Source organism: Stenotrophomonas maltophilia group sp. LNF247, assembly GCF_054083135.1.
This window is the reverse complement of sequence record NZ_JBSRQL010000015.1, coordinates 103,970-119,125: the sequence shown is the minus strand read 5'-3', so window position 1 is coordinate 119,125 and position 15,156 is coordinate 103,970. Positions and strand designations below refer to the sequence as shown.

The 15,156-nt window shown below is 67.6% G+C and carries 11 protein-coding genes; 3 read left to right on the top strand and 8 right to left on the bottom strand.

The genetic code is table 11. The annotated features are described in order from the left end of the window. Nucleotides 1–282 precede the first annotated feature (282 nt). Nucleotides 283–1,470: a benzoate/H(+) symporter BenE family transporter gene (locus tag ACTXG9_RS15045; RefSeq protein WP_021202051.1), complete on the top strand. Its 1,188-nt coding sequence runs from the start codon at nt 283–285 to the stop codon at nt 1,468–1,470. Between the two features lie 6 nt (nt 1,471–1,476). Here ACTXG9_RS15045 and ACTXG9_RS15040 read toward each other — a convergent pair whose 3' ends face one another. The 4 genes from ACTXG9_RS15040 to egtB form a co-directional block, all read right to left on the bottom strand. Then, nucleotides 1,477–2,250, bottom strand: a complete 774-nt coding sequence (locus tag ACTXG9_RS15040) for a DUF2628 domain-containing protein (protein ID WP_058983096.1) — start codon at nt 2,248–2,250, stop codon at nt 1,477–1,479. A 26-nt stretch (nt 2,251–2,276) separates the two neighbouring features. Further along, nucleotides 2,277–4,463, bottom strand: coding sequence for a lytic murein transglycosylase (locus ACTXG9_RS15035; RefSeq protein WP_227852623.1), 2,187 nt, complete (start codon nt 4,461–4,463; stop codon nt 2,277–2,279). Between the two features lie 78 nt (nt 4,464–4,541). Then, nucleotides 4,542–5,516, bottom strand: coding sequence for an L-histidine N(alpha)-methyltransferase (gene egtD / locus ACTXG9_RS15030; protein ID WP_021202049.1), 975 nt, complete (start codon nt 5,514–5,516; stop codon nt 4,542–4,544). Beyond that, complete coding sequence (gene egtB, locus ACTXG9_RS15025) at nt 5,513–6,784, bottom strand: ergothioneine biosynthesis protein EgtB (RefSeq protein WP_019658761.1); 1,272 nt, start codon at nt 6,782–6,784, stop codon at nt 5,513–5,515. The genes egtD and egtB overlap by 4 nt, the downstream gene beginning before the upstream one ends. Nucleotides 6,785–6,934: 150 nt before the next feature. Here egtB and ACTXG9_RS15020 point away from each other — a divergent pair, with 150 nt between their 5' ends. Continuing rightward, nucleotides 6,935–8,218: a GGDEF domain-containing protein gene (locus ACTXG9_RS15020; protein WP_288042057.1), complete on the top strand. Its 1,284-nt coding sequence runs from the start codon at nt 6,935–6,937 to the stop codon at nt 8,216–8,218. On the opposite strand, the gene ACTXG9_RS15015 is transcribed toward ACTXG9_RS15020, so the two are convergent. Next, complete coding sequence (locus ACTXG9_RS15015; RefSeq protein WP_026346891.1) at nt 8,200–8,592, bottom strand: YchJ family protein; 393 nt, start codon at nt 8,590–8,592, stop codon at nt 8,200–8,202. The two genes, ACTXG9_RS15020 and ACTXG9_RS15015, sit on opposite strands and share 19 nt — an antisense overlap. A gap of 81 nt (nt 8,593–8,673) precedes the next feature. Here ACTXG9_RS15015 and ACTXG9_RS15010 point away from each other — a divergent pair, with 81 nt between their 5' ends. Next, nucleotides 8,674–9,453, top strand: coding sequence for a sulfite exporter TauE/SafE family protein (locus ACTXG9_RS15010; protein WP_019658763.1), 780 nt, complete (start codon nt 8,674–8,676; stop codon nt 9,451–9,453). A 105-nt stretch (nt 9,454–9,558) separates the two neighbouring features. Here the strand turns inward: ACTXG9_RS15010 and ACTXG9_RS15005 are convergent, their stop codons facing one another. The 3 genes from ACTXG9_RS15005 to ACTXG9_RS14995 are packed head-to-tail and all read right to left on the bottom strand — an operon-like array spanning nt 9,559 to nt 15,113. Beyond that, a complete protein-coding gene (locus ACTXG9_RS15005) occupies nt 9,559–12,939 on the bottom strand; it encodes an ATP-binding protein (RefSeq protein WP_021202048.1) in 3,381 nt (1,126 codons plus the stop codon). Between the two features lie 16 nt (nt 12,940–12,955). Further along, the gene (locus ACTXG9_RS15000; protein WP_019658765.1) at nt 12,956–13,657 is read right to left on the bottom strand and encodes a DUF4194 domain-containing protein; all 702 of its coding nucleotides are present in this window, start codon (nt 13,655–13,657) and stop codon (nt 12,956–12,958) included. Then, nucleotides 13,644–15,113, bottom strand: a complete 1,470-nt coding sequence (locus ACTXG9_RS14995) for a DUF3375 domain-containing protein (RefSeq protein ID WP_019658766.1) — start codon at nt 15,111–15,113, stop codon at nt 13,644–13,646. Before ACTXG9_RS14995 ends, ACTXG9_RS15000 begins: the two co-directional genes overlap by 14 nt. Between the last annotated feature and the right edge of the window lie 43 nt (nt 15,114–15,156).

The window sequence follows — 15,156 nt, the reverse complement described above, 5'->3', positions numbered from 1 at the left end:
CCGGACTTTTCGAGTCCGTCAACACCTTCGTTCGATCAACTCGTTCGCCGGTGATGGCGTTGCTGATCGCGTGCCGTTTCCGAGGAAGCGATGCGTTGCAGCAAGGGGGCGAATTCTAGAGATCCTGCAGATTCCGTCAAGGCTTTTTTTTCATGGTGATGACAGAAGCGCCGCGACTTCAGGCATGACGTACGCTCGAAGATCACTGCGGCGTTGCCCGCGCGTTGCGCGGTCAACGCCGCAACGGCTATCAATGCACGGATGCAACAAGGAGAGACGGCAATGAACATGCAGGTGCGGCAAGCATGGTGGCGCGACCTTTCAGTGCCGGCCGTGGTCGCCGGCTTCATCACCGTGCTGGTCGGCTTCGCCAGTTCCGCAGTGATCGTGTTCCAGGCCGCACAGGCTGTCGGTGCCGACCAGGCACAGATCGCCTCATGGATGTGGGCACTGGGACTGGGCATGGGTGTCACCTGCATCGGGCTGTCGCTGCGCTATCGCGTGCCGGTGGTGACCGCATGGTCGACACCGGGCGCGGCGATGCTGGTGGTCGGTGCTGGTGGCGACTCGCTCGCTGAAGCCACCGGCGCATTCCTGCTCGCTGCGGTGCTTGGCATGCTGGCAGGCTTCTCCGGGGTGTTCGCACGATTGATGCAGCGGGTGCCGATGGCGCTGGCCGCCGGCATGCTGGCCGGCGTGCTGCTGCGCTTCGGTCTGGACGTGTTCGTGGCCATGAATTCCCAACTGGTACTGGCAGTGGCAATGTTCGCCACCTGGCTGGCGGGACGCCGCTTGTTCCCGCGCTATGCAGTCATCGCCACACTGCTGGTCGGCATCGCGGTCGCAGCCAGCCGTGACCTGCTGCACGCACAGCAGGTGCAGCTGCAGCTGGCGGTGCCGCAATGGGTGACCCCGTCCCTGTCCTGGACTGCGGTAGCCGGCATCGCCCTGCCCCTGTTCGTGGTCACCATGGCCTCGCAGAACATCCCCGGTGTGGCAGTGATGCGTGCCTCCGGCTATGACGCGCCGGTGTCGCCGCTGATCGGCTGGATCGGCGTGGTCAATACATTGCTGGCGCCGTTCGGTGCCTACGCACTGAACCTGGCCGCGATCACGGCCGCGATCTGCATGGGCCGTGATGCGCACGAGGATCCGGCACGGCGCTACACCGCCGCCATGGCCGCTGGGGCTTTCTATATTGTCATCGGGCTGTTCGGTGCCACCGTGGCCGCCCTGTTCGCGGCTTTCCCAAAGGAGCTGGTGGCCTGCGTGGCCGGTATCGCGTTGTTCGGCACCATCGCCAACAGCCTGGCCAGTGCGCTGGCAGTAGAGCAGGACCGCGAGGCGGCACTGGTCACCTTCCTGGTCACCGCCTCCGGCGTCTCACTGGCCGGCATCGGTTCGGCGTTCTGGGGCCTGGTGGCCGGTGCGCTGTGCCTGCTGGTGCTGCGGCCGCGTCAGGGCCGCTGACCTGTCCTACCCCGCCAGTGCGGCGCCGACGGTGCTCAACACCACCGAGATGACGATGGCGGCCAGTGTGGCGACCACGCTGGTGCCGCCGCGTGCGGTCAGCTCGCTGCGCAGCCGTGCGTCATCGCCGCCGCTGACGGCACGGGCTTGGGCGATCAGGCGTTGGCAGTGTGCCAGGTACCAGGTGTTGCCAAAGGTGCCGGTGGTGACGCTGAGCGCGATGGTGATGACCAGCGACACGCCTTCGGGCACATCCAGCAAGGTCTCCACCACGCTGATCAGCAGCAGCAGGCCGACCCACATTGCCGCCAGGCGGTACATCCTGCGGTACATCATCCAGATCGGGCCGAGCAGGAAGGCCGGCCAGTGCCAGGTTCCACTGGCGGTGGCAATGCCCTGATCCAGTCGCCAGCGCTGGCGATAGATCGGGAAGTTGCCGCCGACCACGCTACCGTACAAGGCCATCTCGCCCTCCAGCCCCGCGGCGGCAGCCGTATCCGGTGCAGCGGCGGGGGCTCGATACGGATCGGACGGATCGCCGACACTTGGCGCAACGACCTCAACCGGTGGGGCTGTGTCGATATCCGGAGCCGGCGCCATCTCGATGGGCGTTGAATCCTGTTCCAGCTCCGCCAAGGGGCGCCACGAGGGCATGCCTTCGCGCCACAGCAGCGTGCGTGCCGTCACCGTGCCGTCCTGCTGCAGGCGACGCAGGGCGGCCAGGTCCACCGGTCCTTCGCTCTGCCTGCTGTTGGCGTACCACCACTGTGCGTCCTGCATGAAAACATCCTTGCTGCGTTGATTCGTTACCGGGTTACCGGTGTCCACGGTGCCGCGGACAATGTCTGTGACAGCACATGGCTGCCACCCGGCGGCAGGGTCACCACGTCGGGTCCGGCGTTGGCCGCTTCCAGGCAGACGTAGTCGCGCCAGCCCTCACCCACATCTGCCATCTTCGCTGCAGCCTCGGCACCGGGATTCCACGCCACCAGCGAGCGGCTTCCTTCCGTACGGATGTCGATGCGGCGTTTCAGCACCGGATCACGCAGGACATAGTGACCCTTGGCCTGCGTGTAGATGCGGTCGCTGCGCCCGGGATCACGGGGATCGCGCAACGTCCAGGCGCCCTGCTGCCGACGCGGCGTCGCATAGTTCTCGAACTTGTCCAGATAGTCCAGTCCGTCCACGCCGTCCACATCCACCGCGCTGGCATCACCCACGCGGAAATAGTTGTGCAGCGCCTGGGTGATGCTGGCAGGGGAACTGCCGACGTTCTCGGTGATCAGTCGCTGGGTCAACTGGCGGCCTACGCGCACAGTCATCCTCAATCGCAGGTCCAGGCTCTGCAGCACCGGGGGTGCCAGCGTGAGCTCGATGCTGCCGTCGTCCAGGCGACGGGCCTGTTGCAGTTCCCACGGCACGGTACGGACGAAACCGTGGGCGGGCACGTCGTTGCCCTGGCCTTGGCGGCCGAAGTACGGCCAGCAGACGGGGCTGCCTCCGCGGATCGGCGTGGGCAGTTCGGCGCGCCGGGGGGACAGCCACATCAGATCCGGCTGGCCCTTGGGCACGAAGGAAAGCAGCTGGCCGCCAAACACACTGATGGCCGCGCTGGCGTCGCCGGTTTCCACCAGCCAGGCATCGAGCCCCTGGTACTGCCCGCTGCGTACACCCTGGATCTGCTGCACGTGGGATCGACTCCGTATGGCCGGCGATTGCACGGCACTGTAGTTGCTGGGAAGCATGAAACGCGTGGGCACCGGTGCAGTGCGCGGCGCGTTCTGCAGAGTGCGAAGGATACGCTGTCCCGCGCGCCCATCTGCGTTGGCCCAGCCCAGGCGCTGCTGCTCGACCTGGATGGCGCGACGCGTGGCCGTACCGATCATGCCGTCGGCGCTTCCGATGTCGTGGCCGCGGGCCAGCAGCAGGGTCTGCAGCTGGCGGCGCTCATCGCGGCCGATACCGGGATCATCGGTCGGCCAGGCCGTGGCCAGGCCCGTGCCGCCACGCAGCTGGTCGGCCAGGGTGGCGATCGCCAGCGCGTAGCTTTCGGCAGCGTTGTAGCTGTAGATCGCGTCGTAGTTGCGGAACACCAGCAACGCCGGCCCCTTGCCGCCCGCCGGCAGCAGCAGGGCCGCGCGCGCGTCGGCAGGCAGGTTGGCCGGGGCCAACGCGCTGCCATCCAATGCGGTCACACCTTGCGCACGCCAGTCGGCCAGCGCCCGACGCTGGGTGCGCCCGGCCTGGCTGGCGTCGAAACCGGGCGGGATACGCACTTCCATGCCCCACGGCTCTCCGCTGCGCCAGCCGGCGCGCTTGAGGTAATTGGCGGTGGAGGCCAGCGCATCGGGAATGCTGCCGACCAGATCGCGGCGGCCATCGCCATCACCGTCCACGGCGATGCGTGCATAGGTGCTGGGCATGAACTGCGTATGCCCGAAGGCGCCGGCCCAGGAACCGGTGAGCCCCTGTGCCTGCAGGTCGCCGCGGTCGATCAACTTGAGCAGGGCCAGCAGCTCACCACGGAAGAAGGGCTGGCGGCGGCCGGCACAGGACAGCGTGGCCAGCGACTGCAGCAGCGGGCGCTTGCCGAACACACGGCCGTAGTCGCTCTCCACGCCCCAGACCGCGACGATGGTGGCCGGATCGACGCCGTACTGGGCCGACACCCGATCAAGCAGGGCCCGATGCTGCTGCAGCAGGACGCGCCCATCGTCCACGCGCTGGCGATCGACCAGCGCGGCCAGGTAGTCCCAGATCGGCGTGGTGAATTCCGGCTGCGCGTCGAGCAGGCCGAGCACGCTGGGATCGGGGGTGAGCCCGGCGATAATCCCATTGAAGCGGTCGGCACTGATGCCCTGGCTGGCGGCTGTCGATTGCAGGACGGCCAGGCAGCGGCTGAAAGCGGCATCGCTGCTGGCCGCAGGCGCTGCTGTCGAAGCGGGTGCCGCGGCGAGCACGGCCGCCAGGCCGAGCGTGGTCAGAATGGGCATGGCGTCCTCCGTGTTGCCGTTGCAGGGCCATCTTAGGCGCAGCGTAGGCGAACCTGAAGCAGCGCGGGCTGGCGGCGGCTAAAGGGCGCGAAGCAGGCGCAGGCCATAGGCCGGGCTTTCAGCATCCCAGCGCCGCACGACCTGCAGGCCCGCTGGCAGCAGCAACGCTTCGAAGCTGTCGTCGGTGTACTTGTGGCTGTATTCGACGCGGATCGGCTCGTCGGCCTGGAAGTGGAAGGTGCGGCCATCCAGACGGACGTCCTGTGCGCGCTGGCTGACCAGATCGGTTTCGATGCGCAGCCGCGCGATGCTGTAGCGGGCGCGGTGGCGGAAGCCGTCCAGATCGAAGTCGCTGCCGATCTCGCGGTTCAGGCGCGCCAGCAGGTTGAGGGTGAATGCAGCAGTGATGCCCTGCACATCGTTGTAGGCGGCTTCGACCAATGCCGGGTCCTTGTGCAGATCGATGCCGACCAGGGCCAGGCCATCGCGGCCCATGGTCTGGCGCATCGCGCGCAGCAGTGCGACGGCATCCTCTTCGACGAAATTGCCCAACGTGGAGCCCGGGAAGAACAACAGGCGCCGCGCAGGCTCGCGTTCCGGTGCCGGGACGGCGACCGCGCGGGTGAAGTCGGCACAGACCGGCAGCATCTCGACGTCCGGCAGCGCCGGGGCCAGATGGTCGATGCTGGACAGCAGCGCGGCGCGCGAGATCTCGATGGGGGTGTAGGCCACGGGGTCCTGCAGTGCCGCCAGCAGCAGCGCGGTCTTGCGGCCACTGCCGCTGCCCAGCTCCACCACATGAACATGAGGACCGACGCTGCGGGCGATGTCCGGCAGCACCCGCGCCAGCAGCGCCAGCTCGGTACGCGTGGGGTAGTACTCGCAGGTCTGCGTGATCTGCTCGAACAGGCGTGAGCCGCGTGCATCGTAGAAATACTTGGATGGCAGCTGGCGCGGTGTCCGCGACAACCCGGCCACCACGTCGGTGAGGATCTGCTGGCGGCCGGGGGTGAGGTCGGTCAACGCCTGCAGCGCGTCGTGCACGGTGCTCATGTGAGGTCCCTGGCCAGGCGCAGTCCGGAGAACTGCCAGCGCGCCGGCGGCATGAAGAAATTGCGATAGCTGGCGCGCACATGGCCCCGTGGCGTGACGCAGCTGCCGCCGCGCAGCACCCATTGGCCGCACATGAACTTGCCGTTGTACTCACCGAGGTTGCCCGCGAAAGGGCGGTAGCCGGGATAGGCGCCATACGCGCTGTGAGTCCACTCCCAGACATCACCGAACAGCTGGCGCAGGCCGCTGCCCTGCCCCGCCTGCGGGTGCAGGTGATCGTCATCCGCAAAGTGGCCCCGCACCGCCTGAGACGCGGCCGCGGCCTCCCACTCGAACTCGCTGGGCAGGCGTGCCCCGGCCCAGCGGGCACAGGCATCGGCCTCGAAGTAGCTGAGATGGCAGACCGGCGCGTGCGGATCCAGCTCGCGCCAACCGCCCAGGGTGTATTCGCGCTGCAGGGTGTCATCCCAGTACAGCGGGTGCTGCCAGTCCTCGGCTTCACGCAACGCCCAGCCTTCACTGAGCCACCAGCGCGGTTCGCGGTAGCCGCCGGCATCGATGAAAGCACGGTACTCGGCATTGCTGACGGGACGTTCGGCCAGAGCATGTGCCGGCAGCAGCACGCGGTGCGGCGGCGATTCGTTGTCGTAGGCAAACGCAGCGTGCTGCGGCCAGGCTGCAGCGCCGACGGTAACGATGCGCTCGGGTGATTCGATCCAGCCCTGTGCACTGGCAGCGCCAGGGGGGGTGGGCAGGTCCTCGCGGTAGGCCGGCTGCAGCGGATTGCACCAGAACGCGTGCTTGATGTCGGTCAACAACAACTCCTGATGCTGTTGTTCGTGCTGCAGGCCGAGCTGCAGGTTGTGCAGCGCGTGTGGGTCCAGGTCACCTGCCGATAGCCGCGACTGCACCTGTGCATCGACCTGCTGGCGATAGTCATGCACCTGCTGCAGCGAGGGCCGTGAGAGGAGGCCGCGCTGCGGCCGGGCATGGGCGGGGCCGATACTCTTGTAGTAGCTGTTGAACAGGTAGTCCCATGCAGGGTCATGTGCAGGCGCAGCCGGGAAGCCGGCCAGCACGAAGCGTTCGAAGAACCAGGTGGTGTGGGCCAGGTGCCACTTGCTGGGGCTGGCATCGGCCATGCTCTGCAGCATGGCGTCCTCGGCGCTGAGCGGGCCGGCCAGTTGCATGCTGCGCGCACGCACGCGTGCGAACTGGTGGGCGAGATCGTGCTGCGGGGCAGCGACGGCGGCGGGTACGCTGTCCATGCCGACAGCATCGGTGCCGGCGGGTGAGTGCGATGTCATGGTCCGGCGTCACTTCGTTCACATGGATGGGCCTGCCGCATTCAAGAAGCCGCCCCGAACGCCGCTAACGGCAATGCTGCGGCCGCGTCGTCACCGCGCTGGAATTCCTGATTGCCCCTGCATCCGCTCCGCCAGCCTGCGCACTACCTGTTCGTGCTGCCCGCCGTGCTGGTTGCCGTGGTGCTGTGGGCGGCGTTGGGCAACGAAGACGTGGCCAGTCCGGGCCAACGCGTTCTGCCCTGGCTGCTGGCCTGCCTCAGTGCCGGCCTGGCCCTTCTCTACCACCAGGTGCGTGCGCTCTGCCTGCTGTTGGTGGTGGCAGTCATGTTCGCGCTGCTGCACCAGGATGTCGGCGGCTACCTGCGCAGCGGCCATGTCAGCGCGCTGACACCGCTGCGCTTCCATGCCATCTCGGCGTGGCTGCCATTGCTGTTCGCCGGCCTGTCGTTGTGGCCGGAGCGTGGGCGGCGCAGGCACGACCTGCTGTTGCGCTCCGTCGCCAGCAGTACGGCATTGCTGATCTTCCTGCTGCTGGCCGCGCAGCAGCCGCGCGGCATGCATGATCTGCTGTCGAACCGTCATTGGGCGTGGATCCCGGCCGACTGGAACGCGCTGGCGCAGCTGCCGGCGCTGCTGTTCCTGCTGGCCACGGCGGCGCTGGGTTGGCAGGCATGGCGCCTTCCGCGGCCGCTGCACACGGCTATGTTGCTGGCGCTGCTGTGCCTGTGGTGGATGCTGCCGAGGGTCTTCCTGCAGCCGGTGCTGCTGCCTGCGCTGGCCAGTGCGGCCCTGCTGCTGATGCTGGGCGCGATGCTGCAGGAGTCGTTCCACATGGCGTTCCGCGACGAACTGACCGGCTTGCCGGGGCGCCGCGCCTTCAATGAGACCCTGCAACGGGCGCGCGGCACCTACAGCATCGCGATGGTGGACGTGGACCACTTCAAATTGTTCAACGACACCCACGGCCACGACACCGGCGACGACGTGCTGCGCCTGGTGGCCTCGCGGCTGGCGCGGGTCGGTGATGGTGGCCGTGCGTTCCGCTACGGCGGCGAGGAGTTCGCGGTGGTGTTCCTGGGCCAGCCGGCCGACGCCTGCATGGATGCCGTGGAAGCCTTGCGGCAGAGCATCGAGGACACCCGCATGCAGCTGCGCGACCGCAGCACCCGCAGCCGCGACGATGACGCCGGGCGTCAGCAACGCGGGCGCGGCGGCAGCGGCCCGGTGGTGCAGGTGACGGTGAGCATCGGCCTGGCCGACAGCCTTGTGGACCCGCGCCCGGCAGCGGTGGTCAAGGCCGCCGACCGGGCGCTGTACGCAGCCAAGGACGGCGGCCGCAACCAGATCCGGGCGAACGCCGGACAGCGGGCTGAGGCTCAGACTGCGTCGAGGTAGTACCAGCGACCGTCGATGCGCAGGAAGCGGCTGTGTTCGGTCATCTTCACCGCGCTGCCGCCGCCTACCCGGTAGCGGGCGGTGAACCTCACCTCGGCGCTGTCAGCGCCGGTGACGGTGTGCTCATGGACGGTCAGGCCCAGCCAGTGCGTACGCTGCCCGGGCGCGTCATCCAGCGACAACTCGACCGGACGCGTGTCCGGATGCCAGCTCTGGCGCAGGTAGCCTGCCAGGCCCCGCACGTACGCGCTGTAGCGCGAACGCATGAGGCGTTCGGCGTCGGGGACGGTGTCGCCGGCATGGAAACGGCCACAGCAGGCGGCGTACTCCGCGGGTAGCCCGCAGGGACAGGGATCGGCAGGTTTTCGGCTCATGCGCGCATTGTCGCGCGGAGCGCCGCCAGCATCCATCGGCGAAGGGCGTATGCTGTCGCGCCCCCACCTTGATTGATCGCCGTGCTGGAACTGGTTCCCCCCGAGTTGTGGTGGCTGGTGGTGATCGCCTTCATCGCCGGTCTTGTGGATGCCGCCGTCGGTGGCGGTGGCCTGGTGCAGCTGCCGGGACTGTTCACGGTGCTGCCGCAGCAGACACCGGCGATGCTGTTCGGCACCAACAAGTTCAGTTCGATGTTCGGTACCGGTGCGGCTGCCTGGCGTTACGCGCGCAACGTGCGTTTCCCGTGGAAGCCGGTACTGTTCGCGGCCGGTACCGCCTTCATCTTCTCCTTCGCCGGGGCCACTGCGGTAAGCCTGCTGCCCAAGGACGCGGTGCGCCCGCTGGTGCTGGTCCTGCTGATCGCGATGCTGGCCTACACGCTGTGGAAGAAGGACTTCGGCGCGTTGCACCGGCCACAGGAGATCGGCCGCCGCGAGCTGGTGATCGCACTGGCGATCGGTGCGGCGATCGGCTTCTACGATGGATTCTTCGGGCCGGGTACCGGCAGCTTCCTGATCTTCCTGTTCGTACGCTTCTTCGGGCTGGATTTCCTGCGCGCGTCAGCGGCATCGAAGGTCGTGAACCTGGCGACCAACGTGGCAGCGATCTCGTTCTTCGTACCAACCGGCAACATCCTGTGGCTGTTCGCGCTGCCGATGGCCGCAGCCAACATCATCGGTTCGGTGGTGGGCACGCGCCTGGCGTTGAAGGGCGGCACGCCGTTCATCCGCAAGCTGTTCGTGGGGCTGGTGGTGGTGCTGATCGCGCGGATGGCGTGGGACACGTTCCGCGGTTCGTGAGGGACGTTATGAAATGGTAGGTGCCAACCTTGGTTGGCACGTTGTTTCAGGTCGCGAAGAGCAGCCGAGCATGGCTCGGCTCTACAGGTAGATGGACCGAGGCGCTCAGGCCTCGGCTTCTTCCGGTTCGTTGGCCTGCTGGCGACTGCGCTCGGGCAGCTTCAGGCGCTTGCCTTCTTCGTCGTACTCGATCAGCAACACCCCGGAGTCGTGTCGGCCGCTGATTTCGACGAAGCAGGCGCCGCCGATGAACGGTTCAAGCGTCATCACCGACTTCAGCGGGGTGGCGACCACCATCTGGAAGCCGAAGTTGTCGAAGATGTTCATCGCCAGCGCGGTGAACTCGTTGTCGGCCTTGTCGAAGGCCTCGTCGAGCACGACCGCCGCGTAGCTGGGCAGCTGGCTGTCGGCGCCGCCGAGCTGGTAGCGCAGCGCTGCCGCCAGGCAGGTGGTGGCCAGTTTCTGGCGCTGGCCACCGGACTTGCCCGCGCCACTACGGTAGATCTCGACCTGCTGGCGCGTTTCCGCATCCAGCTCGACGCCGATGAACTCCACGTGCATGCGCACGTCCAGCACCAGCTCGCGCCAGCGCTTGTCCTCGCCTTCCTGCGAGCCCAGTCGGTTGACCAGCTGGCGCAGCACGGTGAACTGCGATTCGGCCAGTTCACGCTGCTCGGTCTGTTGCTGCGACAGCACCTCGCGCAGCTGCAGGTGGAACTCGGCGACTTCCGGCAGGCGGCGGTCGCTCAGTTCGATGGTCAGCAGCGTGCCACGGTTGAACGGCACCTGCTCCAGGCTGGCATTCACTTCATCCAGGCGCTGTCCGATCGACTTCCGGGCTTCGGCGCTGTGGCGCTGCAGGGCCAGCAGGTTGTTCTTGCTCTGGTTCTGCAGCAGATCGAAGAAGCGCTCTTCGTGCTGCGGCAGGCCATCGCGTTCCAGGCGTTCGAGGCGGGCGAGGAAGTCCTCGGCCGAGGCCACCGAGACGGTGAAGTCACCCGACTCCTCCGGCCACTGCTGGATGAAGCGGCGGAAGCAGCCGATCAGCTGGTTCTCGATGCGGTTGAGGTCCTGCTGCGAGGACGACAGCTGCTCGTTCAGCGCGTTGCTGACCTGGCGCATGTGCGCTTCGAGCGTTTCCAGGCTGAGCGGACCCTGCTCCTGCAGGCGCTCGGCAAGCCCGGCCTCCTGCTCCTGGGCCAGGGTCGGCAGCACCAGTGCACGGCTCTGCTGGCGGGCGCGATCGAGACGGTCGCGCTCCTTGACCAGCTGGCCGCGTTCGACGCGAACGTCCTCATAGGTGCGGCGTGCCTGTTCGATATCCGCACGCACGGCGTCGATCTGCTTGGCCAGCCTGGCGAGATCGGCGTTGCCTTCGCGCAGGTCGCGCAGGGTGGCTTCGATATCGCTCAGGCGCTGCTGCGGAGCGGCGATGTCGATCTCGTTCCAGCTGATGCTGACCAGCTCGTGGCAGGCCAGGCGGCGTTCGTTGTCGCGGTCACGTTGCCCGCGCAGGCGCGCGATGTCGGTCTCGCAGCTGGCGATGCGCTTGGCCAGTTCCTGGGCTTCGCGCTCGAAGGCACCGACCTTGTCGTGGTTGTTGAAGCCGAGGATCCAGCGGCGGCGGTCGCCCACTGCACTGCGGTCGTCCTTCTCGAAACGGTCACCGGGATGCTTGACCTGGCCTTCGCGGGTGATGCCGCGGTCGACGTTGCGCAGTTGCTTGGCATCCACGCATTCGTAGTCGAAGCGCTTGCCCAGCTCGCGGCGCAGCCAGCTTTCGAACACATGCTCGCGCAGTTCAAGCTTGTGCAGCAGCGATTTCGCCGAGGGTTCGCGCGCGAACGCATCATCGTTGCGGCGCACGCGGTAGTAGGTGAAGCGCATGCCCAGGTGAGTGCGGTTCACCCACTCGGCAACATCGTTGTAGTGCTTGTCGTCGACCAGCAGCGACAGCGCGAAACCGCCCAGCACGCGCTCGATGGCACCCTGCCAGCCCTGCTCTTCCGCGCGGACCTGGATCAGTTCACCTACGAACGGCAACGCTGCCTCGGCGATGCCGGTCTCTTCGGCCAGGCGCGCACGCAGCTTCTGCATCGGCGCCGGGATGTTGGACGGTGTGCGCTGCATCGCTTCGAGTTCGGCACGGACTTCGCCGAAACGGCGCTCGTCATCGCGCTTGCCACCGAGGCGATCACTGATCGCATCGTCCAGTGCCGAGGAGGCACGCTGGCGATCCTGCAGCTCGTTCTGCGCGCGCTCGACCAGTTCGGCGAAACCGTGCGCGTCGTCCGGCAGTTCGGCCCCCAGCTGCTGTGCCGCCTGGCGTGCCTGCTCGCGCTTGGCCTGGCGCCGGTCGCGCTCAGCTTCGGCACGACCCTGCTCGCGTTCCAGTTCCTCGATGCGCTCACCGCCCTGCTGGCGGCGCTGCAGCTCCAGTTCGGCCAGGCGCTCGGTGTGATTGTCCAGTGCGGCACGGCGCTGGGCTTCTTCGCCAAGCAGGCCGCGGTCACGCACGTCCATCTCGCGCAGGCGCGCCTCGATCAGCGCCTGGCGGCGGCTCTCGCGGAAGCTGTCGACGCCAAGTTTCAAGGCTTCGTCGTCACCGCGCCGGCGGTGCATTTCCTTCAGGTCGTTGTAGTAGGCGCGCGCCGGCAGCAGGGTTTCCACCTGGCGGCGGGCGGTGACCACCGCCTGGTGTGCGCCATCAAGCTCGGCGAAATCGCTGACCAGGCGCTCGGCGGCGTCGAAGGTCTTCGGCGTGTCGAGCATGAAGTCGCGCAGGAAGACGTTGAGGTCTCCCAGGTTCTTCGCCGACTGCGTCTTGTGCAGCAGGCGCAGCGCCATCTCGTTGTCGATGCCGAGCAGGTCGCGGAAGCGCTCGGCGTAGCCGGAGAAGGTGTCGAAGTGGTGCAGGTCGGACAGCTTCTGCTTGAGCTTGCGCAGGTCCAGGTCGAAGCCGCCGAGATCCTTGGCGATGTCGAACGGGCGCTCGGCGATCATGTAGTGCTTGCGCACATCGCCGGCCGAGGTGCCGTTGCCGGAGATCCAGAGCAGGCGCACCAGGCTGACCACGCGGCCATCGCCGGCGCGGTATTCCAGCACCAGTGCGGTCCAGGTGGCGCCTTTGCGCAGGTACTGGGTGGCGATTTCGCCGGTGCCGCTGTCCTGCTGGTCAGCCCACGCGCCACGCACGTAGGACACCAGGTTGCGGTCGCGGCCGCTGCGCTCGGCTTCACGCGCAGCGGCGTTGAAGTCGACGATGGCCGGCGGCGTCAGCAGCGCGGACATGGCATCGAGCAGGGTCGACTTGCCCGAGCCGGAGCGGCCGACAAACAGGAAGCCGCGCTCGGCGATCGGCACTTCGGTCAGGCCGTTGAAGGTGCCCCAGTTGTGCACCTGCAGGCGGCGCATGCGGAACTGCTGCAGGCGCGGGTCCGGCAGGCCTTCGTTGAACAGTGCGGGAGTGTGCTTGGAGATAGCCATGCGATGGTCGGGTCTCTCAGGCCTCGGCGGCCGGGGTTTCGCGCAGCTGGCGGTACACCGCCGAAAGCTGGGACACGTCTTCGGCGGAGAACAGCAGCTTCAGCGCCGGCGAGACTTCGTGGCGGTCATCCTGGCCGCTGAGGCGGGTCAGGATGTGGTTGTCCTTCATCTTCTGCACCGCCGAGGCAACGCGGCGGTTGAAGCCGGCGCGGTCGGTGGACAGGTTCTTTTCATAGATGGCCAGCGCTTCGGCCATCTCGGCGTCGGCGACCACCGCGCGGTTGCCGCGTGCATCGGCCTCGGCCAGCTGCTGGCGCAGGTACAGCAGCAGCACCGAGTCGATGAAGGTCAGCGGCGAGGTGCGCAGCAGCACCGGCGCATCAACGTCTTCGGTATCGGCCTGGCGGGTGAACGCCACGCCGCTGTCGCGGTCGAGCACCAGTTCCAGGAACAGGTCCGCCAGCGATGAGCGGATGGCCGCTTCGCTGCGGATCAGCGCGGGCCACAGCTTGGCGTGGCGCAGCTGGTCGATGCTGGGGCCGATCAGCAGCTGGCACAGCGCGCGGCGCGCATCCAGCGGCAGGCGCCCGGTGTCGCCGAGGTAGTACACGTCGTTGCCACGGCGGGGCTGCGCCATGGTCGCCGCCGGCTCGGCCTCGTAGGCGTCTTCCGCCACGTCGGCCTGCGGTGCTTCGATGGGATCTTCATGCCAGCTCATGGCGTCTCTCCTGGGTGAACCAAACCAGCGGGATGCGGGCGCGGCGGATCTGGCCGTCGCCACCGCGCCATTGCGCAAGCTCCTGCTCGCCGGCGACCACGTTGCCGAAACGCGTGCCCAGCGACAGGTAGCCGATGACGCTGCCGAGGCCCTGCGGCGCTTCGCGCTGCGACAGGGCCTGGGCGATGCTGAGCCGCGGCTGTGCATCGAGCAGGTCGTGCAGGTCGCGGCGCAGGGTGCGGAAGTCGATTTCGGACGAAGCGACCAGATCGCCGACGCTTTCCAGACTGATCGCGGCCGCGTCGTTGTACTCGACGTTGCCATCGACCTGGGCACTGCGCGGATCGTGCAGCTTCCATTGCGACCACGAACGCAGGCGGCTGGTGGTCAGCTGCAGGTCGCGGCCGATGCCGCGTTGTGCGGGGAACTCGTCACGCAGGGCCAGCGCTTCGGACTGCGCCTGCTTGAGCAGCTGGTTGAGGCGGCGCTGCTCCAGATAGCCACGGCTCTGTACGAAGCCGCGCAGGCTGCGCGCGAAGTGCTGCAGCACGTCGTGCACCTGGCCACCGCGCTCGAGCATGGTGCTGGTGAAGCCGCGCAGGAAGTTGCGCTCGTTGCGGTCCAGGCGCCGGGCAAAGCCACGCGCCAGCACCGCTTCCAGCGCGGCATCGAGCTGGGCGCTCTGCTCGGCGTCATTGAGCAGACGCCAGAAGGCCTGGAAGCTGCGCCCTGCATCACTCTCGCCGATCACGTCCACGCCTTCGAACAGCTGCGACAGCACGTCGCCGCGCTCGCCTTCATCGTCGATGATGCGTTCGCGGAACTCGCGGTTGAGCTGCTCGAAGTCATCGCGCACGCGCCGGAAATCCTCGGTCAGCTCGTCGGCCAGGCCGATGATCTGGCGCGCACGTTCCAGGGCGCGCTTGCCATCCAGCGCGGTGACGCGGCCGGCGCCGACGCGGGCGATCTCGGCGTCGATGCGGTCGCGCTCGTCGCGCAGCGCCGAGAGGCGGGCATCGGGGTCGGACTCGGTCTGCGCGGCCAGCTGCGAGAGCTGTTCGATGACCAGTGCCAGGCGGCTCTCGGTGGCGGCCACGCGAGCCTGCTCGAGGCCGTCGGCGAAGCGGATCGCCTGTAGCGCTGCGGTCGACAGCTCGTACTGTTCCTGGTCGGCGCCTTCGGGCAGGCGGCGCTCCAACCAGCCTTGGGCCAACCAGTGCGCGATGTAGGCCTGCGCGGTCCGCGGCAGCTCGCGCGAGAGTTCATCGCCGGCCAGCTGGTCCAGCGCGCGCTGCAGGCGCTCGTTGAGCACCGACGAAGGCAACGTGCGCTCGCCGTCCATCAGCAGGCCCTGCAACAGGCCGATGATTTCCGGGGCATGGTCGGCGGCAAGCAGCTTCCACTGGGGCTGTTCGCGCAGGTGACGGTAACGGGCAATGCGTTCGCGATGCTTCATGCAGCGAAAAGAGTCATGAGGTCTGGTGGGGACAAGCAGCCAC

Coding starts and splice junctions, on each gene's coding strand:
- ACTXG9_RS15000 (WP_019658765.1), bottom strand. CDS start 13,657: ATGAGCTGGCATGAAGATCCCATCGAAGCACCGCAGGCCGACGTGGCG.
- egtD (WP_021202049.1), bottom strand. CDS start 5,516: ATGAGCACCGTGCACGACGCGCTGCAGGCGTTGACCGACCTCACCCCC.
- ACTXG9_RS15035 (WP_227852623.1), bottom strand. CDS start 4,463: ATGCCCATTCTGACCACGCTCGGCCTGGCGGCCGTGCTCGCCGCGGCA.
- ACTXG9_RS15045 (WP_021202051.1), top strand. CDS start 283: ATGAACATGCAGGTGCGGCAAGCATGGTGGCGCGACCTTTCAGTGCCG.
- ACTXG9_RS15040 (WP_058983096.1), bottom strand. CDS start 2,250: ATGCAGGACGCACAGTGGTGGTACGCCAACAGCAGGCAGAGCGAAGGA.
- ACTXG9_RS15005 (WP_021202048.1), bottom strand. CDS start 12,939: ATGGCTATCTCCAAGCACACTCCCGCACTGTTCAACGAAGGCCTGCCG.
- egtB (WP_019658761.1), bottom strand. CDS start 6,784: ATGGACAGCGTACCCGCCGCCGTCGCTGCCCCGCAGCACGATCTCGCC.
- ACTXG9_RS15015 (WP_026346891.1), bottom strand. CDS start 8,592: ATGAGCCGAAAACCTGCCGATCCCTGTCCCTGCGGGCTACCCGCGGAG.
- ACTXG9_RS14995 (WP_019658766.1), bottom strand. CDS start 15,113: ATGAAGCATCGCGAACGCATTGCCCGTTACCGTCACCTGCGCGAACAG.